The sequence below is a fragment of the Nocardia niigatensis NBRC 100131 genome (assembly GCF_000308655.1).
Classification (GTDB): domain Bacteria; phylum Actinomycetota; class Actinomycetes; order Mycobacteriales; family Mycobacteriaceae; genus Nocardia; species Nocardia niigatensis.
This window is the reverse complement of sequence record NZ_BAGC01000114.1, coordinates 116,093-139,720: the sequence shown is the minus strand read 5'-3', so window position 1 is coordinate 139,720 and position 23,628 is coordinate 116,093. Positions and strand designations below refer to the sequence as shown.

At 68.2% G+C, this 23,628-nt stretch carries 24 protein-coding genes and 2 pseudogenes; 10 read left to right on the top strand and 16 right to left on the bottom strand.

Annotation, left to right across the window (positions count from 1 at the left end):
• Positions 1 to 119 precede the first annotated feature (119 nt).
• Positions 120 to 1,304 carry an acyl-CoA dehydrogenase family protein gene (locus ON33_RS37225; RefSeq protein WP_040863857.1) on the bottom strand — a complete coding sequence of 395 codons (1,185 nt, stop codon included), beginning with the start codon at positions 1,302 to 1,304 and terminating at the stop codon, positions 120 to 122.
• A 200-nt stretch (positions 1,305 to 1,504) separates the two neighbouring features.
• Here ON33_RS37225 and ON33_RS37220 point away from each other — a divergent pair, with 200 nt between their 5' ends.
• From ON33_RS37220 to ON33_RS37210, 3 genes are read left to right on the top strand one after another with little or no spacing between them, the layout of a single operon-like run.
• Complete coding sequence (locus tag ON33_RS37220) at positions 1,505 to 1,957, top strand: MarR family winged helix-turn-helix transcriptional regulator (protein WP_040863856.1); 453 nt, start codon at positions 1,505 to 1,507, stop codon at positions 1,955 to 1,957.
• A complete protein-coding gene (locus ON33_RS37215) occupies positions 1,957 to 2,379 on the top strand; it encodes an organic hydroperoxide resistance protein (RefSeq protein ID WP_040863855.1) in 423 nt (140 codons plus the stop codon). The genes ON33_RS37220 and ON33_RS37215 overlap by 1 nt, the downstream gene beginning before the upstream one ends.
• Positions 2,380 to 2,392: 13 nt before the next feature.
• Positions 2,393 to 3,382 carry a zinc-binding dehydrogenase gene (locus tag ON33_RS37210; RefSeq protein ID WP_040863854.1) on the top strand — a complete coding sequence of 330 codons (990 nt, stop codon included), beginning with the start codon at positions 2,393 to 2,395 and terminating at the stop codon, positions 3,380 to 3,382.
• On the opposite strand, the gene ON33_RS37205 is transcribed toward ON33_RS37210, so the two are convergent.
• From ON33_RS37205 to ON33_RS37195, 3 genes are read right to left on the bottom strand one after another with little or no spacing between them, the layout of a single operon-like run.
• Positions 3,368 to 3,730, bottom strand: a complete 363-nt coding sequence (locus tag ON33_RS37205; protein ID WP_040863853.1) for a DUF1304 domain-containing protein — start codon at positions 3,728 to 3,730, stop codon at positions 3,368 to 3,370. The two genes, ON33_RS37210 and ON33_RS37205, sit on opposite strands and share 15 nt — an antisense overlap.
• Positions 3,731 to 3,785: 55 nt before the next feature.
• Positions 3,786 to 4,733: an amidohydrolase family protein gene (locus ON33_RS37200; protein WP_083869599.1), complete on the bottom strand. Its 948-nt coding sequence runs from the start codon at positions 4,731 to 4,733 to the stop codon at positions 3,786 to 3,788.
• Complete coding sequence (locus tag ON33_RS37195) at positions 4,730 to 5,761, bottom strand: nucleoside hydrolase (protein ID WP_040863968.1); 1,032 nt, start codon at positions 5,759 to 5,761, stop codon at positions 4,730 to 4,732. The genes ON33_RS37200 and ON33_RS37195 overlap by 4 nt, the downstream gene beginning before the upstream one ends.
• Positions 5,762 to 5,894: 133 nt before the next feature.
• Between ON33_RS37195 and ON33_RS37190 the strand changes: the two genes are divergently transcribed.
• Complete coding sequence (locus ON33_RS37190) at positions 5,895 to 6,464, top strand: TetR/AcrR family transcriptional regulator (protein WP_040863852.1); 570 nt, start codon at positions 5,895 to 5,897, stop codon at positions 6,462 to 6,464.
• A gap of 7 nt (positions 6,465 to 6,471) precedes the next feature.
• On the opposite strand, the gene ON33_RS37185 is transcribed toward ON33_RS37190, so the two are convergent.
• Positions 6,472 to 8,040 carry an MFS transporter gene (locus ON33_RS37185; RefSeq protein WP_083869598.1) on the bottom strand — a complete coding sequence of 523 codons (1,569 nt, stop codon included), beginning with the start codon at positions 8,038 to 8,040 and terminating at the stop codon, positions 6,472 to 6,474.
• 168 nt (positions 8,041 to 8,208) lie between these two features.
• A complete protein-coding gene (locus ON33_RS37180; protein WP_085996906.1) occupies positions 8,209 to 9,579 on the bottom strand; it encodes a CoA transferase in 1,371 nt (456 codons plus the stop codon).
• Positions 9,580 to 9,644: 65 nt separating this feature from the next.
• Between ON33_RS37180 and ON33_RS37175 the strand changes: the two genes are divergently transcribed.
• Positions 9,645 to 10,433 carry a thioesterase II family protein gene (locus ON33_RS37175; protein ID WP_040863851.1) on the top strand — a complete coding sequence of 263 codons (789 nt, stop codon included), beginning with the start codon at positions 9,645 to 9,647 and terminating at the stop codon, positions 10,431 to 10,433.
• Between the two features lie 62 nt (positions 10,434 to 10,495).
• The gene (locus ON33_RS37170; RefSeq protein WP_040863850.1) at positions 10,496 to 11,857 is read left to right on the top strand and encodes a cytochrome P450; all 1,362 of its coding nucleotides are present in this window, start codon (positions 10,496 to 10,498) and stop codon (positions 11,855 to 11,857) included.
• A gap of 43 nt (positions 11,858 to 11,900) precedes the next feature.
• On the opposite strand, the gene ON33_RS37165 is transcribed toward ON33_RS37170, so the two are convergent.
• Positions 11,901 to 12,677 carry an O-methyltransferase gene (locus ON33_RS37165; RefSeq protein ID WP_083869597.1) on the bottom strand — a complete coding sequence of 259 codons (777 nt, stop codon included), beginning with the start codon at positions 12,675 to 12,677 and terminating at the stop codon, positions 11,901 to 11,903.
• A 35-nt stretch (positions 12,678 to 12,712) separates the two neighbouring features.
• The gene (locus ON33_RS37160) at positions 12,713 to 13,279 is read right to left on the bottom strand and encodes a helix-turn-helix domain-containing protein (protein ID WP_040863849.1); all 567 of its coding nucleotides are present in this window, start codon (positions 13,277 to 13,279) and stop codon (positions 12,713 to 12,715) included.
• 86 nt (positions 13,280 to 13,365) lie between these two features.
• Here ON33_RS37160 and ON33_RS37155 point away from each other — a divergent pair, with 86 nt between their 5' ends.
• From ON33_RS37155 to ON33_RS37145, 3 genes and pseudogenes are all read left to right on the top strand, one after another.
• Positions 13,366 to 13,569, top strand: coding sequence for a PLDc N-terminal domain-containing protein (locus ON33_RS37155; RefSeq protein WP_218001576.1), 204 nt, complete (start codon positions 13,366 to 13,368; stop codon positions 13,567 to 13,569).
• Positions 13,550 to 14,098, top strand: a pseudogene (locus tag ON33_RS44635) (ABC transporter ATP-binding protein); the annotation flags it as partial. The gene ON33_RS37155 and the pseudogene ON33_RS44635, both read left to right, overlap by 20 nt.
• A gap of 287 nt (positions 14,099 to 14,385) precedes the next feature.
• Positions 14,386 to 15,138: a hypothetical protein gene (locus tag ON33_RS37145; protein ID WP_040863848.1), complete on the top strand. Its 753-nt coding sequence runs from the start codon at positions 14,386 to 14,388 to the stop codon at positions 15,136 to 15,138.
• On the opposite strand, the gene ON33_RS37140 is transcribed toward ON33_RS37145, so the two are convergent.
• From ON33_RS37140 to ON33_RS40410, 5 genes and pseudogenes are all read right to left on the bottom strand, one after another.
• On the bottom strand, positions 15,122 to 15,496 hold the full coding sequence (locus ON33_RS37140) for a DUF2784 domain-containing protein (protein WP_040863847.1): 375 nt from the start codon (positions 15,494 to 15,496) through the stop codon (positions 15,122 to 15,124). The genes ON33_RS37145 and ON33_RS37140 overlap by 17 nt on opposite strands.
• A gap of 20 nt (positions 15,497 to 15,516) precedes the next feature.
• Positions 15,517 to 16,293, bottom strand: a complete 777-nt coding sequence (locus ON33_RS37135) for an O-methyltransferase (RefSeq protein ID WP_373281089.1) — start codon at positions 16,291 to 16,293, stop codon at positions 15,517 to 15,519.
• 295 nt (positions 16,294 to 16,588) lie between these two features.
• Entirely contained in the window at positions 16,589 to 18,070 is a 1,482-nt protein-coding gene (locus ON33_RS37130; RefSeq protein ID WP_083869595.1) for an SDR family oxidoreductase, read from the bottom strand.
• Positions 18,071 to 18,322: 252 nt separating this feature from the next.
• The gene (locus ON33_RS40415) at positions 18,323 to 19,096 is read right to left on the bottom strand and encodes a hypothetical protein (RefSeq protein WP_083869594.1); all 774 of its coding nucleotides are present in this window, start codon (positions 19,094 to 19,096) and stop codon (positions 18,323 to 18,325) included.
• Positions 19,097 to 19,197: 101 nt separating this feature from the next.
• Positions 19,198 to 19,326 (bottom strand): annotated as a pseudogene (locus tag ON33_RS40410) (LysR family transcriptional regulator); the annotation flags it as partial.
• A gap of 166 nt (positions 19,327 to 19,492) precedes the next feature.
• Here ON33_RS40410 and ON33_RS37120 point away from each other — a divergent pair.
• A complete protein-coding gene (locus ON33_RS37120) occupies positions 19,493 to 20,644 on the top strand; it encodes an EstA family serine hydrolase (RefSeq protein ID WP_040863845.1) in 1,152 nt (383 codons plus the stop codon).
• Between the two features lie 14 nt (positions 20,645 to 20,658).
• On the opposite strand, the gene ON33_RS37115 is transcribed toward ON33_RS37120, so the two are convergent.
• The 3 genes from ON33_RS37115 to ON33_RS37105 all read right to left on the bottom strand — a co-directional run bounded on the left by ON33_RS37115 (position 20,659) and on the right by ON33_RS37105 (position 23,581).
• A complete protein-coding gene (locus tag ON33_RS37115; protein ID WP_245551195.1) occupies positions 20,659 to 21,561 on the bottom strand; it encodes a tyrosine-type recombinase/integrase in 903 nt (300 codons plus the stop codon).
• Between the two features lie 293 nt (positions 21,562 to 21,854).
• Positions 21,855 to 23,369 (bottom strand): hypothetical protein, encoded by a 1,515-nt coding sequence (locus ON33_RS37110; protein WP_040863844.1) that lies wholly within the window; start codon positions 23,367 to 23,369, stop codon positions 21,855 to 21,857.
• Positions 23,366 to 23,581 (bottom strand): hypothetical protein, encoded by a 216-nt coding sequence (locus tag ON33_RS37105; RefSeq protein ID WP_040863843.1) that lies wholly within the window; start codon positions 23,579 to 23,581, stop codon positions 23,366 to 23,368. The genes ON33_RS37110 and ON33_RS37105 overlap by 4 nt, the downstream gene beginning before the upstream one ends.
• Between the last annotated feature and the right edge of the window lie 47 nt (positions 23,582 to 23,628).

Genomic DNA, 23,628 nt, shown 5'->3' with positions numbered 1-23,628 from the left:
GCCCGCCGAACCGTCTTCCAGGAACCGTCCGGTGGCGAACCTACGGCATCACCTACCGGAACGGCCCGGAAGCAGGGCCGCGAAGCGCGGAAACAATGCCGGGGCCGACCCGGCCGATGTCAGATCATGGCGCGCAGTGGGCCCTCGGGCTCGATGCCCATGATCGTCAATGCTGTTGAGTGGTACAGCGATCCGGGCGTGTGAATCGCATGCTGCAGACCCACGTGCGCGTCGCGCCAGAACCGCTGCATGACATTCTGCCGACGCACCGCATTGCCGCCGGACCGCGCGAAGATCTCGTCCACCGCCGACACCGCCCGCCAGGCGCAGCGAACTTGATTGCGGCGCACCAGGGAACGGTCCTCGAAGGTGATGGTCTTCCCGGCCTCGGCCTGGTCGTAGAGCCGGTTGATGCCGTCCAGCAGCTGGGTGCGCGAGGCCGCGATATCGGCGGCCGCCTCGGAAATGGCCGACAGCACGTACGGATCGTCCTTGATCTTGGTGCCCATGGCCGTGACCCGGTCACGCTGATAGTCCAGGTGCGCCGCGAGCGCGCCCTCGGCGATGCCGATCACCGCCGAGGTGATGCCCAGCGGGAACATGGCCCAGAACGGCAGCTTGTACACGGTCTCGGAGCGGCCCGCCTGCTCGGCCGCGATCTCACCGGCCGCGACGGCATCGAATTCGATGGTGCGGTAGGCCGGAATGAAAGCGCCGTCGACGATGACGTCCTTGCTGCCGGTGCCCTGCAGTCCGATGACATCCCACGAGTCGTCGACGATCGTGTAGTCCTGGCGCGGCAGCACCACGTGCAGCACGGTCGGCGGCATCACCGGATTGCCCTCCGCGTCACCGAGCAACGCGCCCAAGAAGATCCAGTCGCAGTGATCGGTGCCGGAGGAGAAGTTCCAGCGGCCCCGCAGCGTGTATCCGCCGTCGGCCGGCGTGGCCACGCCCTGGGCGGCATACGGTGACGCGATCCAGGTATCAGGGTTCTCGCCCCACACCTCGTTCTGCAACCGCCGGTCCATCAGTGCCATCTCCCACGGGTGCACGCCGCCGACACCGCACACCCAGCCGGTGGACCCGCAGTGCCGGGCCACGGCCATGACCGCCTCGGCGAAATCCCGGGGATGCGCGGCGTACCCGCCGAAGTCGGCGGGCTGCAGCAGCCGCATCACTCCGGCCTGGCGGATCAGTTTCACGCTCTCGTCGGAGAGCTTGCCCAGCCGCTCGGTCTCGCCGGCGGTCGCCGCCAACTGGCCCGACAGCTCCTGGACCCGGCTCACTACCTCATGCGTCATCGCAACTCCGCTCTGGTTCGGTTGTCCTCATTAGAACGCGTTCTAACGGCGGTGTCCGCGGATCCGGCTGCTCGCGAGGGAAATTCCCGATGATCGGAATCCGCCCTACGGCCGCGATCGTCCGGTGTTATCGCCGGGTGTGACGGAGAAGACGGCCAGATAGATTGTGCACAATCTAATTGCTGGCTACCATATTGGACATGACCGATGAGCTGGCGCTGGAAAACCAGCTGTGCTTCGCGCTCTACGCGGCGTCCCGGGCCATGACCGCCATGTACCGGCCGCAACTCGACGCGCTCGGCATCACCTACCCGCAATACCTGGTGCTGCTCGCGCTCTGGCAGCGCGACGGCCGCACCGTCGGCGACCTGTGCTCGGCCCTGGAACTGGACTCGGGCACCCTGTCGCCGCTGCTGAAGCGGCTCGAGGCGGCGGGCCACGTGGTACGCCGCCGCTCGACCGCCGATGAACGCCGCGTGGAGATCACGCTGACCGACCGCGGCCGCGAATTGCGTTCCGCCGCATGCCGGATCCCCGCTCGATCGGCCGAGATCGCCGGCCTGCCCCAGGCGGAACTGGCCGAACTGCGCGAAACCCTGCACCGGCTGACCGAAGCCCTCACCACCCACACCCGATCGAAGGAGACCCCCTGATGAACGTGCTCTACACCGCCGAAGCCCTCGCCACCGGCGATGGCCGCAACGGCCAGGTCCGCACCGACGACGGCAAGATCGAAGCCGCGCTGTCGATTCCGAAGGAGATGGGCGGCAGCGGCATCGGCACCAACCCTGAGCAGCTCTTCGCCGCCGGTTACGCGGCCTGCTTCCACTCGGCGCTGCGGGCCGTCGCGCGGTCGCTGAAGGCGAACGTGGACGATTCGGCTGTGGGCGCGAAGGTCGGCATCGGCGCCAACGACGCCGGCGGCTTCGGCCTGGCCGTCACCCTGGAGGTCTCCCTGCCGCACCTGCCCCTGGACGAGGCGCGGGCGCTGGCGGACAAGGCGCACCAGGTGTGCCCGTACTCCAATGCCACCCGCGGCAATATCGACGTCGACGTCATCGTGGTCGAGGACTGAGGGAGGAACGAGCATGCGTGCGGTCATCATCGAACAGTTCGGCGAGCCCGAGCAGGTCCTCACCACGACCGAGCGGCCGGTGCCCGAGCCCGGGCCGGGCGAGGCGCGCATCGCGACCACCCTGGCCCCGATCCACAATCACGACCTGGCCATCATCCGCGGCGTCTACGGCTATCGGCCGGAACTGCCCGCGATCCCCGGCACCGAGGCGGTCGGCCGCATCGACGCCCTGGGCCCGGAGGTCACCGGCCTGGAAATCGGGCAGCGCGTAACGGTTTCGGGCGTGCAGGGCGCGTGGGCGGAGTACTTCGTGGCCAAGGCGGGCGGGATCGTCCCGGTGCCGGACTCGGTGTCGGACGCGACCGCCGCTCAGCTGCTGGCCATGCCGCTCAGCGCGCTCATGCTGCTCGAGGATCTGAATGTCGAACCCGGACAATGGATCGCGATCAATGCCGCCAACGGCGCCGTGGGACGACTGGTGAATCAGCTCGCCCGCGCCCGCGGCGTGCACGTCCTGAATCTGGTGCGCAGTGCGGCGGCCGCGAAGTCGTTGCGGGAGCTGGGTTTCGAACCGGTGCTCGAGACCGGGTCGGGGGACTGGCGGCAGCAGGCCGCGGAGGTCACCGGCGGCGCGCCCATCGCCTGCGCGGTGGACCAGGTGGGCGGTCCGGCCGCCAACGACCTGCTGTCCGTGCTGGGCGCGGGTGGTGAACTCATCACCTTCGGCGCGCTGTCGGGGCAGCCGCTGGTCCTCGATCCCGGCCCGATCATCTTCAAACAGGCCGTGGTCAAGGGCTTCTGGGGTGCCAAGCGCGCCGAGGAGATCGGCGGCGACGAACGCCGCCGGCTCATCACCGAACTGGTGACCCGGGCCGCCCGCGGCGAACTGGACCTGGCCGTCGAGACGACCTACCCGCTCGCCGAGGCAGCCGAGGCCGCGGCCGCGAGTGAACGCCCGGGCCGCAATGCCAAGATCGCGCTGAGCGCGCTAGCCGGCCAGTAGGACGGCGGCCAGCGTGATCGCGCCGGGCAGTGCCTGCGCGAACAGGATCCGGCGGCTCGCGGTGGCCGCGCCGTAGAGTCCGGCGACTATGACGCAGGCCGCGAAGAAGATCTTCGCGGCCTGCCCGACCGGATCCGCTGCGATCAGACCCCAGATCAGGCCGGCAGCCAGAAAGCCGTTGTAGAGGCCCTGATTCGCGGCCAGTACCTTGGTCTCCTCCGCGAACTCCGGGGTGGTGCCGAAATTCGCGCGCACCCGCGGCGTGGTCCACAGCAGCATCTCCATGACCAGGATGTAGACGTGCAGCGCGGCGAGCAATCCGACCAGAATGTCCGCGACCAATCGCATGACCGACCCGCCTTCCGTGAGGTTCAGCCGTCACCAACCATCGGGTCTCATCGTGTCAGACCGCGGTGCCGGAAGAGCGCGTCGTCGGCTCGCCGAGTGTCGCCGGCCCGGTGAGCCGGCCGAGGGCGAAGAGGTCCGCGGCGTTCCGATAGCAGACCGCGCGCAGCCAGTCGTCGCCGAGACCGAGACGTTCCAGCGCGAACAGCGCATGACCGTACGAGTAGAGAATGTTCGGGAAGTCGCTGCCGAACAGGATGCGATCCCCGAAGTCCCGCAGCCGCGGCAGATCGACGGCGGGGAACGGGTCGGCGGCCTCGAAGAAGTCGGTGAAGTTCATCGTGGTGTCGAACAGGACGCTCGGGTATTCCGCCGCGAGATCGAGGAACTCGCTGTACTCGGGCGCCCCCATGTGCGCGATGACCAGGCGTAGTCGCGGGAACCGCCGCAGCAGTTGCGCGATCGGCCCGGGTCCGGTGAATTGCCCGGCGGCGGGCCCGGATCCGCAGTGCGTGACCACTGGGATGCCCGCCTCCTGAACCAGGCCCCACACCTCGTCCAGCAGCGGATCCGCCGGGTGATAGTCCCCGACCTGGATGTGCAGCTTGAAGATTCGCGTCCCCGACTCGATCGCCGCGCGCACGTACTCGGCCGCGCCCGGCTCCGGATAGAACGTCGAGGTGTGCAGGCAGTCCGGGGTTCGCGCGGCGAAATCGGCGGACCACTCGTTGAGCCAGGCCGCCATCTGCGGCTTGTGCGGGTAGACCATCGAGGTGAAGGCGCGAACGCCGAAGCCGCGCAGCGTCTTCAGGCGCACCTCCTCCTCGTCGCGGTAGGCGATCGGCCACTCGCGATGGCCGAGTAGCGGTCCCGCCGAGTCGAAGTAGCCCCACACCTTGCGCAGCACCTGGTCCGGCATGAAATGTGTGTGGACGTCGATGATTCCGGGCAGCTCCAGCCGCGCGGGGAAACCGGTGACGTATTCGAGGTCCTGATCGCCGGTCACCAGCTCGAATCTCCTTCCGCGAATACGGTTCGCGCGTAATCTCCGACCCGGTCGACGAGCCGTTCGAAGAACAGCTCCGGATCGGTCCCGACCACGATGTCGGCATTGGGCTCCCGCCCCCACATCCCCGCCCAGTCGGCGACCGTGGTGGCACGGGTGATCGTTCCGGCCAGCTCCACGTCCACGGTGGCGGGTCTGATGATCGCCAGACTCGGGTCCAGTGCCACGGCCGCCGCGAACGGGTCGTGCATGTGCGCCAGGTAGCCCTGGTCGTAGAGCTTGTGGAAGTCGAAGTAGAAGCGGATCGCATCGGTCAGGTACCGCACCAGCGGATTGCTCGCCGCCGACCGCGCCTCGGGCGGATCGGTCTCGCTGACGTGTTCCACCGGTGTGCTCCCGGCCCGTTCGGCCAGCAGCGCCAGGTGCTTGGGCTTCATCTCGATGGACTCGGTGACGTCGAGCGCGCACACGATCGGCCGGCGGTCGGCAGGCGCGGCGGAGAAGGCGTCGAACACCTCCTTGGCCGCTTCCGGATCCACGTGCACGTTCCACTCGTTGGTCGGGGTGGTGTTGCCCGGATGGTTGAACGCGCCGCCCATGATGACCAGCCGCCGGAGCAGCTGTGGCAGTTGCGGTTCCATCCGCAGCGCCAGCGCGAGATTGGTGAGCGGGCCGGTGCACAGACCGATGATCTCGCCCGGATGCTCGCGCACCAGATCCACCCACAGCTGGGCGGCCGGCCGGTCCGACAGAGTCCGGTTGGTGGGCGGGAGCTCTGCGTAGCCGACGCCCTGCGGGCCGTGCGTGTCCTCGGTGGTGCGCAACGGCACGGCCAGGGGAGTCAGCGCGCCGAGCGCCACCTCGAGTTCCGGGGCCCGCGCCAGATCGAGCAGCGCGAGATTGTTGGCGGCCACCCGCGGCGCTGGCACATTGCCCGCGGTGGAGGCGATTCCGACGATCTCGGCCTCGGGGGAGGCGAGTAGGTAGAGCAGGCCCAGGGAGTCATCGATGCCGGTGTCGTTGTCCATGAGGATCTTCTGCCGCACGGGTTCGAGGGTAGCCGCAGCGATGCCGGCGGCCTCGCGGGGAGGAACCGCCGGTGCCGGCGGCCCGTGCACAGCCGTCTGGAACATTCGTCTAAGACGCTGGTAGGGTGGCGGTATGGGTAATCGAGAAGACCTCCTGGCGGGCGCGCGCAAGGCCGTCCTCGAGCGCGGCCTGGCCAAGGTGACCGCACGGGACATCGCCAATGCCGCCGGGGTGAGCCTCGCGGCCATCGGCTACCACTTCGGTTCCAAGGACCAGCTCGTCACCGAGGCCATCACCGTCGGCGTCGGCACCCAGATCGGTGACGACATGGAAGCCGCCATTCGCGACGCCGGGTCGGGCACGCTGTGGGAGTCGCTGGCCGGGATCTGGAACGGCTTCGTCGATGTGGTGCAGCGCAATCGGGATGGTCTGTTGCTGAGCACCGAGAACGGCATCCAGATCGCGCGCGATCCCGCGCAGCAGAGTTTCATGGCCGAGGCGAGCGTGGTCGCGCACCGCGATATCGCCACGGCCGTGCGTCAGGCGCACCCGGACCTGAGCGAGGAACAGGCCGCGGCGGTCGGGCAACTGCTGTTCCTGCTGTTCCAGGGCCTCGCCATACAGCAGCTGGTGGCGCCGCGCGCTCCACTGCTGGACGGGGATTCGCTGGTGTCCGCCGTCGAGGCCATCCGGGGCAGGTGAACCCGGCTCAGCCGGGCGGCACCTGCCGCAGGCGGGTCATGGCGATGACGGCCAGCAGCAGCGCCGCGCCCGCCGCGATGGCGGCGGTCAGGTGCATGCCGGTGAGGAAGGCGTGTTTGGCCGCCTCGGCCATGGCGTTGCCGACCGCGCCCGGCATGGTCCGGGCGACGTCGAGTGCCGCGCCCAGCGTGTCGCGCGCGGCGCGGGCGTCCGGATCGTGCACGCCGTACGGCAGAGTGGTGTTGAGCTGGTTGCGGTAGATGGCGATGCTGATACTGCCCAGAATCGAGATCCCCAGCGCGCCACCGAATTCGGCGCCGGTCTCCGAGAGGCCGGAGGCCGCGCCCGCCTGCTCCGGAGGCGCGGTGCCCACGATGAGCTCGGTGGTGATGCCGAAAACCGGTGCCAGCCCGAACGACACCAGCAGGGATGCGGCGATGGTGAGCTCGACGCCGCCGGTCGCGGTGATCCGGGTGAGCAGGAGCAGTCCGCAGGCGGCCATGGCCATGCCCGCGGCGATCATGTAGGCGGGCCGCGTCACCTTCATGATGCGCGGGCCCAGCTGCGAGCCGATCATGAACCCGAGGCCCGCCGGGATGGTGGCGATGCCCGCCCGCAGTGGTGACATGCCGAGCACCAGCTGGAAATACTGGCCGACGAACAGGGCGTATCCGAAGGCCACGAAGATCGCGACCATATTGATGGTGAGCGCGGTGCGGAAGCTGCCCAGCCGGAACAGTCGCAGATCCAGCATGGGTTCGCTGGTACTGAGCTGGCGCCGGACGAAGAGCGCGCCGATGGCGAGCCCGGCGACCAGCGCCGAGACCGCGGCCGCGCCGGGTCCGTCCTGGGCGGCCTTCTTCATGCCGAAGACCACCAGCAGCACTGCTGTCGTGCACAATCCGGCACTGACGAGATCCAGGCGGCCGGCGTCGGGATCGCGGAATTCGGGGAGCACGCGGGGCGCGAGAATGATCAGCAACACCATGACGGGCACCGCGAGCAGGAACACCGAACCCCACCAGAAGTGCTCGAGCATGATGCCACCGGCTAGTGGGCCGATGGATCCGCCCACCGAGTAGGACCCCACCCAGACCCCGACCGCGACGGAACGCTGGCCCGGGTCGCGAAACATGGTGAATATCAAGGACAGTGTGGAGGGCGCCAGCGTCGCTCCGGCGACGCCGAGCAGGGCCCGGCATCCGATCAGCACCGGCACCGAGGGCGCGAAGGCCGCGATGACCGAGACCGCGGCGAAGGCGGCCGCCCCCACCATGAGTAGTCGCCGTCTGCCGATGCGGTCGCCGATGGTGCCCATGGTGAGCAGCAAACCGGCGACCATGAATCCGTAAACGTCGATGATCCAGAGCAATTGGGAGCTCGTGGGGCGGAGCACCTCGCTGATCTGGGGGACTGCCAGGTGCAGGACGGTGAGGTCCATCGAGTACACCAGGCAGGCCAGTGCCAGCACCGCCAATCCGGCCCATTCCCGTCTGCCCACCGAGATGGCACCGGCGTCGCTGGCGGCGGTGAGCAAGGGAGCAGGTGTATCCACGATGAGGTCCTCCATCCGCATGCCGACATACGGGTCGACAATTTTGATGTCGGTTTCAGGGTCTCATTTATTAACGCCGTACGGGGGATAAGTACGGCGTGTTGAAACCGCTGTATTGCAAGGCAATTCGGCTAATTTGCTGATGCACTTGCGGGTGTGCGTGCAGCAGGTTGTATACATTCGCGCCTGCTACGAACCGTCTGGTCGGACTTTCCACTCGGGAGCGCTCGAACCGTGGGCCGGAGCGGGCCATGGATGGTCCGGATACTCGGTCAGCGCCGGTCCCGCCGTGGTCACCGAGCCGTGGGTGCGCGCGTACCGCGCATCGGGCGTCGCGGCGGATGCGTGGACGGGTGTCCGGACCGGTGCCGTGATCAGCCAGGATGCCGTGCGTGCCAGGGCAACCCGGACATCGCGACCGAGGCCGTCGCCACGGCGGGCGACCAGCCCGTCGAGCACCCCCGCCGCGAGCAGGTATCCGCTGGCATGATCGAGCGCCTGGGCCGGGAGGGCGCCCACAGATGATTCGCCACGCGAATTATGCTGCGTGCCTTCGATGAGCGAAATTCCCGATGCTGCCTGCACGATGCTGTCGAAACCGCGTCGATCACCCCACGGGCCGAGTTCGCCCCATGCCGAAACTCGACCGTGGACAATTCCCGGACCAATTTCCCCGGGGCGCACTCCGAGGCGTTCCAAGCTGCCCGGTCGGTAACCCGAGATGATTATGTCCGCATTGCTGATCAATTCGCGAAGGACGGGAAGTCCAGTACGCAAATCGACTACGGTGGAACGCTTCCCTTGACAGGTGTCCAGGTACTGCCAGCAGATTTCCGGCAACCTGGGCGGGTCGATCCGCAGCACATCGGCTCCGAGCAGGGCCAACGCCCGCGTCGCCACCGGTCCGGCGATCACCCGCGTGAGATCGAGAACGCGGATCCCGCGCAGTGGCAGCAATTGTGTTGCGGCAGTGGGACACTCGAATACGCCTCGATCACCACGCGTTTCCACGGCCACCAGCGGGCCGGAAGCGGCGGCCCGGCCCGGCGCGCTCTCGGCCCACTCCTGCTCGGTCCGGACGCGCACCGCGATCGCACCGAGCGCGGTGGCCCGCTGTTCGATATCCGCGGCCGTCAGTGTCGCCGCGCGGCGGGTGAAGTCCTCACGTGTGGCCGTTTCCGGCAATTCCACGGCCGCGAGCAACCTTTCGCGATGATGCGGATAGTTGGCATGCGTGCGCACCCATGCGTCCGCAGCCCTGAAGAAGCCCGACAGCTCTGCGAAGATGCCCGGCGATTCTCCGTCGAGCCGGAACAGGCGCTCACTGGAGAAGGCGGCGGTGATCCGGGCGGGGTCGAGCGCACCGCCCAGCGCCGGCACGCCGCAGGCGACCCGCCAGCGATCCGCAGCCGCCGCGAAGGCCGCCACCGCACCGCCCGACAGCGCCCAGACCGGCAGCGTCGCAGCCAGATTCGCACCCGGATCCAGCGCCGGCAGCGCCGACCCCGGGACGCCGATTCCGGCCTCGTAATCACGGACCAGCGCATCGTAAGTAACCACGACCCGACTGTATCGCCGGCGCCGGGCCTGACCGCGATGGCATTTCTCACGGCATACTCGATCGGATGACAGCCCAACGACTCACCGGAACCGCCTGGCTACGCGAACTGAAATCCGATCCGCGCCCCGACACCGTACTGGTCTGTTTCCCGCCGGGTGGCGGCTCGGTCACCGCCTACCGTGAGCTGGCCCAGCGTTTCGGCTCGGGCACCGCGGTGTTCGGCGTGCAGTACCCCGGCCGCCAGGACCGCCTCGCCGACGAACCGATATCCGTGCTCACCGAGCTGGCCGATCGGGCCGCCACCGACCTGCTCGCCTGGCCGAAGGACGTGCGGCTGGCCATCTTCGGACACAGCATGGGCGCGACCGTCGCCTACGAGGCCGCCCGCCGGGTCGAGGCGGGCGGGCGCGCGCTGACCCATCTGTTCGTCTCCGGCCGTCCCGCACCGGCTTTCAGCGAAACCGCCCGCCTGCACGCCGGACCCGACGAGGGCCTCATCGCCGATCTCGAACGCCTGTCGAACGACCCGGCGTCGGTGCGGATCCTGCGCGACGAGCCCGGCCTGGCCGAAGTGGTGCTCCCGGCCCTGCGGAGCGACTACCGCGCGGTCGAGACCTACCGGCACCGGCCGGGGGCACCCCTGCGCGCGCCGATCACTACGCTGGTCAGCTCCGCCGACCCGACCACTTCGGCCGCGCAGGCGGGGGAGTGGCGCGACTACACCGCCGCCGGATTCGACCTCGCCACCTTCCCCGGCGGCCACTTCTATTTGGATCTGCCCGAAAACCAGCCCGTGCTGGTCGATTTGATCGCCCGGGCGCTGGCAGCGGAGGTACCGGGGCGCTCGAGTTGAGCACCCCGCGTTCGGGCGGGTAGCTTCCTCCGTTGCGTCTTCGTAGCAGGAGGGGGTTCTCAATGCCCAGAACACAATTCGTCGCCGCTCCGCCGGAAGGCAGTGATCTGAAGCAGATCACCGGGCCCGCGACGCACTGGATCGCCCAGCTGCAGCGGCAGCGCCGCGACCCCACCGGGGCCGCCTTCGCGGACGAGGCGGCCTACGGCCCGCTCTTCGTGCTGAATATGTTCGGTGACAAGTGGATCATCGCCAGCGGACCCGAGGCGGCACAGCGCATCCTGATGAACAAGGACCGGGTGTTCGCCAACGGTCCGGCGTGGGCTCCGCTGCAGGGGCCGTTCTTCGACCGCGGTCTGGTCCGGCTGGACTTCGACGAGCACCGCAGCCACCGTTCGATCATGCAGCAGGCCTTCGGCCGCGGCGCCCTCACGTCCTATCTGAAGGACATGCACGAGATCGCCGACCGGCACCTGAGCAAACTTCCGGAAGGCAGTGTGGCCCAGGGGACTCCGGTGCTCATGCACCAGCACCTGCAGCGCCTCACCCTGGACATCGTGCTGGAGGTCTTCATGGGTGCGCGCCTGCCGCGCGACGAGGCCGAGCGCATCTGCGGCGCCACCATGGACATCCTGCAGGCCGGCGGCGCGATGGTGCGCGTCGCCATTCCCGGCAACCGCTGGTGGCGGGGCATGCGCGCTCGCAAGACCATGGCGGCCTTCCTCGCCGAGCGCATCGTCGCCGCCCGCGAGAAGCCCGGCACCGACCTGCTTTCCATGCTGTGCCAGGCCGCCGGCGACGACGGCGATCGGTTCACCGACCAGGACATCGTGAACCACATGATCTTCCTGCTGGCCGCCGCCCATGACACCACCACGACCACGCTGTCCGGCGTCGTCTACAACATGGCCAAGTACCCGGAGTGGCAGAAGCGCGCGCGGGCGCGCTCCCTCGAGATGCCCTTCGAACTCGGGTACGACGAACTCGCCGAGCTGACCGAACTCGACTGGATCATCAAGGAGACCACCCGGCTCTGCACCCCGGTGCAGATCTTCCCGCGTGCCGTGCAGGAAGACACCGAGGTGTGCGGGTACTTCGTGCCGAAGGGGTCCTTCGTCGTGGTCCCGATCAGCGTCAACCACCGCCGTCCCGACATGTGGTCGCAGCCCGAGGAATTCGACCCCGAGCGCTTCTCGGACGAACGCGCCGAGCACAAGCGGCACCGGGTGGCGTGGGCCCCGTTCGGGGCCGGCGCGCACAAATGCCTCGGCCAGCACTTCGCCGGACTCGAGATCAAGACGATCGTGCACCAGCTGCTGCGCGGCTTCGAATGGGAAGTGCCGCAGGACTATGTCATGCCCCTCGACACGAGTGCCACGCCGCTGCCCAAGGACGATCTGCCCGTGACGCTGCGGCGCCGCTGAACCCGGGCCGAGAAGCGGGCCCGGCCCGGGTATCCGAGCCGGGTCAGCCCAGGTATTCCGACTCGAGTACCCGGTCCTTGAGCAGGGACTGGTACTCGATATGGGTGTCGTGCTCGACGGTGCGCCAGGTCTTGCCCTCGGCCTCGCGCATGTACTGCAGGTAGTCCGGCGCGCCCGGGACGCGCATATTGTCGGCGACGACGATGCTGCCCGGGTGCAGCCAGCCCGCAGCCAGTATGTGCTTCAGGTCGGCCAGGTACGCGGACTTGTCATGGTCGACGAAGACGAAATCGAGTGCGCCCGCGGTGATCCCGTGCTCCTCGGTGAGGCGCCGTATGGTCTCGCCGCCGTCGCCGATGGTGCCGACCACCACGGTCACCCGATCCGCGAGCCCCGCGTGGGCGATGATGGCCCGGGCCACCTCGGCATTGGCGGCGCTGAACTCGACCGAGATCAGCCGCGCGCCCTCCGGCATGGTGCGGGCGGTGCGGACCGCGCTGTAGCCGATGTAGGTGCCCAGTTCGAGCAGCAGCGTCGGATCCGCCTTGCGCACAGCGGCATCCAGCAGCAGACCCTTCTCGTCGCCGATGTTCACGAGGTTGCTGCGGGTCCGGGCGAAGCGGTCGATGGCCGCCAGCACACTCTCGGGGTTGCCCTGCTCGGCGTTCGCGAGCACGTGGTCGCGCACCGCGGCCTCGCGGCCGTCGCCGAATTGTCCGGTGCGGGTGAAGTTTCCGAGTCCGCGCACGGTGCTGATGGCCGTGCGCACCGGATACACCACTCGCTCGAGCAGGATCGACCCGATCGATGTGTCGCCCATGAAGTCCCCTTCGTTCGCTGTGACGGCCAGCGCGATTATGCCGTGCCCGAAGCCTTTTCGCTTTCGGGGGCCGGGGTATCGGGGACGAGGATGGTGCTGAGGATGCGCCGCCTACGGCCCGGAGCAGGGGGATTGGCCAGGCGCGAGGCCAGCACGCGGCCCATGTCGCGGGCGAGCTCGGCGAACTCGGCATCGTCGAGCCACAGGCCCATCATGCGATAGCCGACTCCGTCGCGCACGTAGTCGATGTCGCCCGCGTCGACGTAGCGATCGAAGTCGGCGATGAGGCCGGCGATGAAGCCCATGAACGCGCGCCGATGGTCCTCCGGGCTCATGGCGTCGAGCTGGTCGGGGGTGATCTGGGCGGCCGACAGGCGCAGCCGGTAGGTGCGTTCCACGGTGCCGCGGACCCGGCGTTCGTTGACGACATCCAGGATGCCCGCGGTGACCAGCTGGGCCACGTGCCGGTAAAGGCTGCCGGGGGGCACATCGCCCAGCTCGGCATGGAGTTCGCTCGTGGTCAGCGTCCGCTCGCCGAGGAAGGCCTGCACGATCCGCAGGCGGACCGGGTGCAGAAGAAGTTCGACGGATTCCACAGCCACGACCCTAGCAGTATGGTTACCGTCGTTGATAATGTTCGCGCATCTGATAGCAATTGCTCGGATGGCTCTGAAGAGGGGAAATCGCGGTGTCGAACATCCCGGTGGCCGCACTCGTCCCACTGATCGTGGTGGGACTCGGCTTCGTCGGTTTCTGCTGGTACGACCTGTACCGCACCCAGGTGAAGTACCTGCCCAAATGGGCGTGGGCGATCATCTGCCTGATCAGCATTCCGCTCGGCGGGATCATCTATCTGATCGTCGGCCGGGACGGTGAGCAGGTCCGTGGCTGAACCACACCTCGAGGTCACCGACGTGTCGGTGCGCTTCGGTGCATTCCTCGCCCTGGACGGGGTGAGCTGGACCGTGGACGCGCCCGGCGTCGTGGGGCTGATCGGGCTCAACGGCGCGGGCAAGACCACGCTGATCCGCACCGTGCTGGGCCTGCAACCGGTCGCCGCCGGATCCGTGCGGGTGCCGGTCGGGCTCGACGCCCTCGGATACTGCCCGGACACACCGGGATTCGAGCCGTGGCTCTCCGCGCGGGAGGTACTCGAACAGTCCCGGGCCATCGGATCGGTCCACGGCACCGGCGCCTGGCCAACCGACGAGGCCCTGGCGGCCGTGGACCTGGAGCGGCACGCGCACCGGCGCGCCGGGGGCTTCTCGCGGGGCATGCTGCAGCGCCTGGGAATCGCTGCCGCGCTGGTGCGCGAGCCCGAGGTGCTCATCCTCGACGAACCCACCAGCGCACTCGATCCCGAGGGCCGCGCCGCCGTGCTGAGGCTCATGCGGGAGCTGGGCCGCCGGATGACGGTCGTGTTCTCCAGCCACCTGCTCGCCGATGTCGAGGATCTCGCCGACCGGCTGCTGGTCCTGCATCGAGGACAAGCCGTCTTCGCCGGGGAGACAGGGGAGTTCCTCGATCAGCACACCGCCGCGCCGACCCTGCGGATCGCCATGGCCGGCGGGCAGATCATCGAGGCCGAGCAGTCGCAGTGGGGCCCGGCCCTGGCCGAGGCGTCCGCGCACAGCGCTCAGATCGACGACATTCGCATTGCCCGTCCGACATTGACCGACGCGTTCTTCGCGGCCATCGGGGAGAAGTCATGAACCGCACCGTATTCCGAGTCGAGTGGTACCGGTGGCTGCGGACCCGGCGGCTGGTCGCCCTGGCCGCGGCGTTCGTCGTGTTCGGGGTCGTCTCCTTGCTCGGGGCGAAGTACCTGCCCGACCTGATCGGGCAGTCCACGGAGATCAAGCTGCTGCGCGTGCCGGACTGGCGAGACGGGTTGCAGCAGTACGTGAAGAACACCGGGCTGCTGGTCGCGGCGGTGTCCATGATCCTGGCGGCGCAGGCGTGCGCACTCCGCAATACCGATCCGATCGGTATCTACTACTTCAGCCGCGAGGTCTCCCCGGTGCGGCTCTATCTGCCGCGGATCCTGGTCGCCGCGGCCGTGATCGCGGCAGCCGCGTTGGTCGGGGCCGCGGTCGCGCTGTACGAGTGCTGGGCGCTGTTCGGGTCCTACCCGCTGGGTCCCGCGGTGGGTTCGCTTGCAGTGCAAGCCGTTGCGGTCGTGTCGTTCGCCGTGTTCGCCGCGGCCCTGGCAGCTCGGGTGGGCTCGGCGGGCGTAGCCGCCGGCATCACCGGCGTGGCGTATGTGGTCTGTCTGCTGGTGTCGGCCGTCCCGAAGACTCAGCCCTACCTGCCCACCACCGCCCTGCAACCGACCATCGAGGCCGCGGGCTGGTCACCGGCCGATGCCGCGAAATCCCTACTCGCCCTGTTGATCGCGACGGCCCTCGCGCTGACGGCGGCGCTCACCACACCTGTTCGCACCATCACGACCGCTGTGTAGCGGCCCGGCGCCGCGACAGCAGATACAGGCCCACCCAGGACACGACGACACAGATCACCATGAGCACCCGCACCTCCTCCAGCGCGCTCCGGGGATAAAGCACCCCGGTGATGTAGTGATCGATGAACCCGCTCGACGGGAGGCCCGCCTCGCCCGCGCGATGCCGCGCCCAGTTCTCCAGATCCGTCAGCGGGCACTCGATGGAGAACAGGACGGTGCTGAAACCCCAGCCGAAGGCGAGCAGGTGCAGCCAGATCGTGCGCGGCCAGCGCCAGGCGATGAAGCCGCCCACCACGACATAGGCCACGAACAGGAAGTGCACGATCGCGGTCGCATCGGCCAGCAGCCGGTAGCCCATGACCCCAGGATAGAAAGTGATCAGCCCAGGTACTCCGACTCCAGGACAAGATCTTTGAGCAGCGTCTGATACTCGACGTGGGTGTCGTGCTCGATGGTCCGCCAGTTCGCGCCCTCGGACTGGTGCATGTAGCTCCGGTAGGCCGGAGCACCCGGGATCCGTACGTTGTCGGCCACCGCGATGCTGCCCCGATGCAGCCAGCCGGCCGCCAGAATGGTCTGCAGATCCGGCAGGTAGGCGCTCTTGTCATGATCGAGGAAGACGAAATCGAGTGCGCCGGGGCCGAATCCGTGCTCGGTCACGAGCCGCTCGACCGTCTGCCCGCCGTCGCCGATCGTGCCCACCACCACGCTCACCCGATCCGCGAGCCCGGCATGCGCGAGCAGTGTCCGGGCGATCGCGGCATTGCCGGGACTGAGCTCCACCGACACCAGCCGGGCCCCGGGCGCGAGTGCCCGCCCGATCCGAACCGCGCTGTACCCGCAGTAGCCGCCCAGTTCGAGCGCCAGTTTCGGTGCCGCCCGGCGCACCGCCGCATCCAGGATCAGACCTTTCTCGTCACCGACGTTCACCAGCAGACTCCGGGTGCGCGCGAAGCTGTCGTAGGCCGCGAGCACGCTGTCGGGATCACCCGCGGAGGAGTGGGAGAGTACGTAGTCCCGGGCGGCGGTCTCGCGGCCGTCGCCCACCTGTCCGGTCCGCATGAAAGTCGGCCCGCCCAAGGCGAATCGAATCACCGACCAGCGCAGGAACGGCAGTCGCTCCCGAAGCATGGTGATGAAGGATTTTCCACTCATGAGTCCGCCAGTCCTCGTAGTGGGGGAGTGCGTCGATTATGGCCCTGCACTGGGACGTTGGGGGAGCGAGGGGGCATAGGAAAGTACTCCCGGATCGGAAGTAGGGAGTCTGCGTCGGGAAGAGAAGTCCCTGGAGCCCGTCACCGGCAGTGAATCAGTGGAGAGTAAACATACCGATACTGAAATATGCGCATCTAAACATGTATTAGCTTCCTATTCGCAATGTCTCGAACCGGCCCCATCACCTCCAAAGAACAGCCAAGAGGAGAGGGGCCGGTCAGGGCTGGTGCCGGGGCTACCAGTTGGAGGGTTCGTAGTCCTTGAGGAAGCACCCGTAGAGGTCGTCGCCGGCTTCGCCGCGGACGATCGGGTCGTACACCCGGGCCGCGCCGTCGACCAGGTCGAGGGGGGCGTGGAAGCCTTCCTCGGCCAGGCGGATCTTGGTGTAGTGCGGGCGTTCGTCGGTGATCCAGCCGGTGTCGACGGCGGTCATGAGGATCTTGTCGCCCTCGAACATCTCGCGTGCGCTGGTGCGGGTCAGCATGTTGAGCGCGGCCTTGGCCATATTGGTGTGCGGGTGGCCGGCGCCCTTGTAGCCGCGGGCGAAGACGCCTTCCATGGCGGAGACGTTGACGACGTACTTGCGTCGGGAGGGTGCGGCGGCCATGGAGGGGCGCAGCCGGGAGATGAGGATGAACGGCGCGACCGAGTTGCACAGCTGCACTTCGAGCAGTTCGGTGGCGTCGACTTCGCCGACGGTCTGGACCCAGCTGTTGGTGTGGGCGAGGTCGGGGACGAGGCCGCCCGCGTCGATGGCGACGCCCTGCGAAATGCGTTCGGGCGTGGCCGAACCGGCGAGGAGGGCGAGGTCGGTGACGTCCTCCGCGGTGAGGCCCGGGGTGAGGGAGGCGGTGAGCGCGGTCGGGTGCGCCTGCATGGTCTTGCCGAAGCTGATCACGTCGGGCAGTTCGCCGGCGGGCAATGGCCCGTTCTCCGCTTCGACGAGGGCGCTATAGGCGCCGGTGGTGCGCCGCACGGTCTGTGCCGCGTTGTTGATGAGGATGTCGAGCGGGCCTTGTGCGGCGATGTCATCGGCGAGTGCGACGACCTGGGCGGGGTCGCGCAGGTCGATGCCGACGATGCGGAGGCGGTGCAGCCAGTCGGCGCTGTCGGGCTGGGCGGCGAAGCGGCGGATGGCGTCGTTGGGGAAGCGGGTGGTGATGGTGGTGTGCGCGCCGTCGCGGAGCAGTCGCAGGGCGATGTACATGCCGATCTTGGCGCGGCCGCCGGTGAGGAGGGCGCGTTTGCCGGTGAGGTCGGTGCGGGCGTCGCGTTTGGCGTGGCTCTTGGTGGCGCAGTCGGGGCAGAGCTGGTGGTAGAAGGCGTCCACGCGGGTATAGCGCTGTTTGCATATGTAGCAGGGACGCGGACGCAGCAGGGTTCCGGCGCTGGCGCCGGTGGTGGTGGAGCTGATCGGGATGCCGGCGGTTTCGTCGTCGATGCGGTTGGGCGAGCCGGTAGCGGTGGCGGCGACGACTTGACGGTCGGCTTCGGAGATGGCGTCGCGGGCGGCGATGCGCTTGTTGCGCTTGAACTTCTTGAACATGTGCGCGACGGCCCGCTGCACGGTGACGGAGTCCGGGTGTTCCTTGTCGAGCTGTCCGGCCTGTTCGAGGACGCGCAGGCAGGTGGCGAGCTCGTCGGGGTCGATGGCCACCTCGGTGGGATCGATGGCCGTGGCGTCGGTCGGTGTTGCCGGGGTGGTCTGCTCGGCCATCGGAAGCTGTGGTGATCCTTCGTGCGCGGGGTGGTGGACGAGCCATTCTCTCAAAGGGCCGGATATGTGAAACGCCCGGCCGCTGCGGGGCCGGGCGTGGTGGGGCGGAGTGCGATCAGTTCGCGGCCGTGCCCAGGGGCTGGAGTTGGCCCGTGAGGGCCAGTGACGAGAAAAGTCACGCTAAGCGGCTGGTGGGGCGGACCGAGCGTTATTCTTCGATGAACTGCGGGTGGCGTTGTGGCGCTGGTGGTTTCATGTCCGGCTGTGCGTGATGAGGGCGTGGCCGAGGTGCCACCGCGGCGGCTGATTGCCCTGGCCTCGCACGGATTGAACGGCAAGACCTCGCATCTGCGGCGGATGACGCCACAGCGCGAGCGGCTGCTGGCGCTGCTGTGCGCGACGGTGTTCACGTTGCGCGCCATGGCTGTCGATGATGCCCTCGAGTTGTTCGACCTGCTTATGGTCACCGACTTGATGGCCAAGGCCGAGCGGCAGTCTAAGGATGAGAAGCTGCGCCGCTACCCGCGCGTGACGCGCAATGCGGGCAAGCTCGCCCGCGCGGTGCGGGTGCTGTTGGAGATGAGTGAGGCAGATCCGGGCCTGTCGCTGGAACTCGTGTGGGATCTGATCGAGAACACCGTGTCCAAGGCCGAGTTGCGGGCGGCGCCGGCCGCGATAGATGAGCTTGTGCCGCAAGCGGATCCGGAATTCGATGAGCAGCGGCTCGAGGAGCTGGCGGGCCGGTTCTCCACGGTCCGCTCGTTCCTGCCCACGATGATGCGCACCATCGACTTCGGGGCCACCGGCGACGGCAAACCGGTCCTGGCCGCGCTGGACAACCTGGCCGACATGATCTCCCCGCAGCGCACCCGTGGGCTGCCCGCCCGCTGGCTCGATGCCCGCCGGGTCGATCACGACCTGGTCGGCGGCGGCTGGCAGCGCCTCGTCTATCCACCAGAGCGTCCGGAACAGACCGTTGATCGCGCGGCTTACACGCTGTGCCTGCTGGAACAGTTTCATCGGCATCTGAAGTACCGCAACATCTTCGCCGAGCATTCCTCGAAGTGGCGCGACCCTCGCGCGCACCTTCTGTCGGGAATGGCGTGGGAGGACGCCCGCGGTTCGGGCAGCCGCCGTTCCAGCTGCTGGATCGCCCGTGACAGCGGTGGTTGCGCCATCGCGAGCCGCTGTGCAGCCCGCCCGAAGTGCAACTCCTCGGCGACGGCGACGAAGTAGCGCAATTCCCGCGTCTCCATCGTCTCATCGCATCCGACGCTGACCTCGACCAATACCCGTACGGTATCGCAGTGCACCCGATCGGTCTTGGACGACCCGCACGAGTCCGCAGCAGGATCGACGGCATGAGTAAGACGTGTGCGGGACAAACGCACTCGATCAGATACGAACGGAGCACAACATCTGATGAGCACCATCGAGGTGCACGGGACGGTCGTTGAGGAGTTCGACGCGGTTCGCGCGGAGTTCCTCACCACGGCGGTCGCCGATGAGGCCGGCGAGGCCGGTGCCCAGCTCACGGTGTACGTGCACGGCAGGCAGGTCGTCGACCTGTGGTTTGGAAACGAGGTCACCGGCGACACCCTGACCGGCGTCTACTCCTGCACCAAGGGCGCCGCCACCTTGGTAGTGGCGTTGCTGATGCAGGATGGAACGCTGGATCTGGACGAGCCCATCGCGGCGCGCTGGGCAGAGTTCGCCGCCGCCGGGAAGAACGGAATCACCGTCCGCGATGTTCTCACCCACCGTTCCGGTGTCATCGGCGTCGACGGCGGGTTCACCGCGGACGAACTCGCCGACGATGCGGTGATCGCCGCTCGCTTGGCCAGTCAGCGCCCGTACTGGAAGCCCGGTTCGGCCATCGGGTACAGCGGGTTCGTCGAATTCGCGATCGTGGCCGAGGTGGTCCGCAGGTACACCGGACGTTCACTGCAAGACATCTATGACGAGCGCATCCGATCCCCCTACGGGCTCGACCTCTACCTCGGGCTACCCGAAGCCGAGGAGCCCCGCTTCCGGGAGATCGAGCCGGGGCTGGCCAGTCCTGACGAGCTCGCCGCGCTCTGGTCGGGTGGTCCCGGGCCACACAGCCTCACCGGAATCGGTTACGCCCTCAACTCGAACCCACCCCTCGATCAAGTGGCCTTCGCCAACACCCGGCGGGTCCGCGCGCTCGGCCCGGCCTCCGCCGGCGGGGTCGGCAACGCCCGTGGACTCGCCGGCCTCTACACCGCCGCGGTATACGGCCTCAACGGACAACCGCCGCTGCTGAAACCCGACACCCTCGGTGAATTCACCATGCTCCACTCCACCGGCTTCGACCTCGTCGCCGGACAGGACAAGCACTACGCCCTCGGGTTCCAGGCCAAAGGCCCGCAATATCGGTTCCTCAGCGCCCGCGCCTTCGGCCACAACGGGTCGGCGGGCTCGGAAGCCTTCGCCGACCCGCACAGCGGCATCACCTTCGGTTACACCCGCCGCCGATTCTCCTCCACCTGGTCCTACCCCGAACACCACCGCCTCGCCGCCGCAGTCCACGACGCGGCCGCCGCTTCGTGAGAGGGCGCCGCGCGTCAGCGACCCGTTCGCCGCTGACGCGCGGCCGGGTCGCTGACGGCCTGATAGCGGCGCAGCCCCTCGTCGGACACCCGCGCGTATTTGGCGAGGCTGCGTACCGAGGAGTGCCCGGACAGCTTCATCAGCACCGGTGTGGACGCGCCGTCCTCCGCGGCGTGTGTCAGCCGGGAGTGGCGCAGTTGATGCAGCGTGTATGGGCCATCGGTGTAGTGCTCGGTGTGGGCCTCGAACAGCTCGGCGGCACGCCGGTACGACAGGCGCGCTCGCCCGCTCTTCTGGTCGATGTCGTTGCGGGCCACCGAGGGCCGTGCTTTGCGGTCGGTGAGAAACAGCGGCCCGGTCTTGCGGCCGGCCAGCATCCGCGGCAGCAGCCGGGCGGTACCGGTCTGCCACGCGATCACTTCACGTGTCCCACCTTTGCGCGTCACCACCGCGCACCGGTTCACGGTATCGAGTTCGGGCACATCCAGCATCAGCACCTCTTCGGCACGCGCCGAGGACTCATACAGCATGTGCCACAACACCCGCTCCCGCAGCGGCGCCTCCGAGCCCAAGATCTCCGCGACCCGATCCCGGCTCAACGCCTTGCTGGTATCCGGCGGCGCGGGCCGCGCCCGCAACCGCACCAGCGGATCACCGGCCAGCCAGCCCTGCTCCCGCCAATACCCGCACGCCGACGCCAGCGCGGTCAACCGGATGTTGAATGTCTTCGCCGACTTCCCACCCCACACGAACATGAACCAGACACTCACCCGATCCGGCTCCGAATCCAGAAGCGCCACATCGGTGTCCGCCCCGAAGTCGGCCACGAGCCGACCCAGCGCCGCCGCGTACGTCGCGCGAGTGTTCGCCACGGTAATCGTGCCCAGATAGATCCGCACCGCATCCGCCAGCCGCACACCACCGGTTGGCCTCGGAAGTATCCGAACCCGCGCCACCGTCACCGGCCTCCCGCCCACTACCGCAGATAGTTTCCCGAGTCGCCCTTACGTGAATGGGTCATCACGCCAGGACGACTCGAAGATCACCGCACATAGTGCGCCGCTATCTGCGGTAACTCCTTAGCGTGACTTTTCGCGATATTGGGCCGCTGACGTTCGGGCGTGACCGGGAACATGCCGCCAAGCAACGCATTTCGGAATCCAAGGCACGCCTGCGAGCCACTTAGCGTGACTTTTCTCGTCACTGGCCCTCACGGGCCGAGTTTGCGGGCGTCGTCGTCGCGGCCGAGTTCGCGGGCGCGGGCGGCGAGCAGGGCTTGCAGGCGGGCGGGGATTTCGTCGCGGACCTGGATGAGGGCCTGCCACACCGTGTCCGGAGTGTCGGGGTTGAGGGCGGTGAGGAATTCCTCGATGTCGTTCATGCTGTCGATGAGGGAGAGGACGCGGGTACGGCCCTCCTGGTCCTGGGCGAGGGCGATGTCGACGAGGGTGTGGATGGTGTCGCTGCGGGAGGCGGTGAGCACGGCGGCGAGGATTTGGTCGTGGGTGAGGTCGCCGATGAGTGCGGCGAGGGTGGGCTTGGTGGTGTCGGGGAGGGCGTCGACGAGTGGGAGTGCCTGGGACCAGAGGTCGTTGTCGGCGGTGGCGGTGATGACGGCTGTGAGGACGTCGGGTTCGGTCATGACGGGCAGGCCGGCCATGCGGCGGCGATGGTCGTCGGTGAGGGCGAGGGCGACGGGGATCATGGCGGCCCAGAGGTCGGCGGTGTGGGCGTCGCGGATGAGGTCGCCGAGGCGGTTGTCGTCTTGTTCGCCGAGGCGGGCGGCGATGAAGGCGAGTTGGGGTGTGGGCAGGTGGGAGGCGAGAGGGAGCAGGTTGACCCATTGTCCGCCGTCGAGGGCGCTGTCCATGATGGCGCCGAGGACGGTTTCGGTGTGGACGGTGGGTCGTTCGGCGAACAGTCGGAGGCTGTCGTGGCTCATGGCGCTGGTGATGGGCAGCAGGGTGGGCCAGGCGTCGAGTTCGGCGACGGCGGTGATGAGGGTGTCGAGGACGTCGCCGCCGAGTGCGGCGGTGATGTCGCCGATCCAGGGCCGGTTGTGGGGTGCGATGGAGTCGAGCAGGTCGATGCCTTCGGCCCACATGTCCTGGGTGTAGGCGGCGCGGATGACGCCGGGGACGCGGTCGGTGATGACGTGGAGGACGTTGTCGATGGCGGTTTTGTCTTCGAGGAGGAAGGCGATGCGCAGTAGGTCGGCGTCGCTCATGACGGGTGCGGCGGCGCGCAGGGCGGGTTCGGGGATGACGTGGACGAAGCGGCTCATGGTGATGTGGTCGCCGTGGGAAAGTAGTTCGCGCGCAACGTCGGTGACCATTGTGGGTGGGACGGCGGCGAGGATGTCGGCGGTGCGGCGGGGGTCGAGCTGGACGGCGCATTCGGCGAGGAATGCGGGGCTCAGTGATTTGGCGATGTCGATGGCGCGGCGGGGTTCGACGGCGCTGGCGACGACGGCGCAGAGCAGGGGTCCGAAGGCGCGTTCGGCGATCTTGCTGCTGATGCCGACGGGCACGATGCTGCTGGCGGTGGCGATTGCTTTGAGCCGCTTGGTGTCTCGGTCGAAGAGTCGGTCGGTGACGCGTTCGCGGTATTCGCGGATGGCGGCGGGCGGCAGGTCGGCGAGGAAGTCGAGTTCGGTGGGGTCGGAGATCCCGAGCAGGCGTGCGAGTTTGGTGATCTCGGCGACGGCGACGAGGTGTTCGCTCATAGTCCAAGGGCCTTTTTTATGGCTGGGCGCATGAGGCGCGGGACGAAGTCGAGGGAGGAGCCGATGGCGGCGTCGAGGGCTTCGCGGCGGCGGGTCATGGTGGCCTGGAGGTGGTGTTCGAGTTCGGCCAGGTCGGTGTCGTCGAGCTGGTCGAAGGCTGCGGGCAGGGGCGCGCGCAGGGTGTGGCTGAGTTGGCGTGCTGCGTCGGACATCGGCGTCTTTCCGGTTGTGCGTACTGCCGGTACGGAGCTCGATACTG

Coding starts and splice junctions, on each gene's coding strand:
- ON33_RS37225 (WP_040863857.1), bottom strand. CDS start 1,304: ATGACGCATGAGGTAGTGAGCCGGGTCCAGGAGCTGTCGGGCCAGTTG.
- ON33_RS37220 (WP_040863856.1), top strand. CDS start 1,505: ATGACCGATGAGCTGGCGCTGGAAAACCAGCTGTGCTTCGCGCTCTAC.
- ON33_RS37215 (WP_040863855.1), top strand. CDS start 1,957: ATGAACGTGCTCTACACCGCCGAAGCCCTCGCCACCGGCGATGGCCGC.
- ON33_RS37210 (WP_040863854.1), top strand. CDS start 2,393: ATGCGTGCGGTCATCATCGAACAGTTCGGCGAGCCCGAGCAGGTCCTC.
- ON33_RS37205 (WP_040863853.1), bottom strand. CDS start 3,730: ATGCGATTGGTCGCGGACATTCTGGTCGGATTGCTCGCCGCGCTGCAC.
- ON33_RS37195 (WP_040863968.1), bottom strand. CDS start 5,761: ATGGACAACGACACCGGCATCGATGACTCCCTGGGCCTGCTCTACCTA.
- ON33_RS37190 (WP_040863852.1), top strand. CDS start 5,895: ATGGGTAATCGAGAAGACCTCCTGGCGGGCGCGCGCAAGGCCGTCCTC.
- ON33_RS37185 (WP_083869598.1), bottom strand. CDS start 8,040: ATGCGGATGGAGGACCTCATCGTGGATACACCTGCTCCCTTGCTCACC.
- ON33_RS37175 (WP_040863851.1), top strand. CDS start 9,645: ATGACAGCCCAACGACTCACCGGAACCGCCTGGCTACGCGAACTGAAA.
- ON33_RS37170 (WP_040863850.1), top strand. CDS start 10,496: ATGCCCAGAACACAATTCGTCGCCGCTCCGCCGGAAGGCAGTGATCTG.
- ON33_RS37165 (WP_083869597.1), bottom strand. CDS start 12,677: ATGGGCGACACATCGATCGGGTCGATCCTGCTCGAGCGAGTGGTGTAT.
- ON33_RS37145 (WP_040863848.1), top strand. CDS start 14,386: ATGAACCGCACCGTATTCCGAGTCGAGTGGTACCGGTGGCTGCGGACC.
- ON33_RS37140 (WP_040863847.1), bottom strand. CDS start 15,496: ATGGGCTACCGGCTGCTGGCCGATGCGACCGCGATCGTGCACTTCCTG.
- ON33_RS37135 (WP_373281089.1), bottom strand. CDS start 16,293: ATGAGTGGAAAATCCTTCATCACCATGCTTCGGGAGCGACTGCCGTTC.
- ON33_RS37130 (WP_083869595.1), bottom strand. CDS start 18,070: ATGGCCGAGCAGACCACCCCGGCAACACCGACCGACGCCACGGCCATC.
- ON33_RS40415 (WP_083869594.1), bottom strand. CDS start 19,096: ATGCCGATGAAACTGTTCCAGCAGGCACAGCGTGTAAGCCGCGCGATC.
- ON33_RS37120 (WP_040863845.1), top strand. CDS start 19,493: ATGAGCACCATCGAGGTGCACGGGACGGTCGTTGAGGAGTTCGACGCG.
- ON33_RS37110 (WP_040863844.1), bottom strand. CDS start 23,369: ATGAGCGAACACCTCGTCGCCGTCGCCGAGATCACCAAACTCGCACGC.
- ON33_RS37105 (WP_040863843.1), bottom strand. CDS start 23,581: ATGTCCGACGCAGCACGCCAACTCAGCCACACCCTGCGCGCGCCCCTG.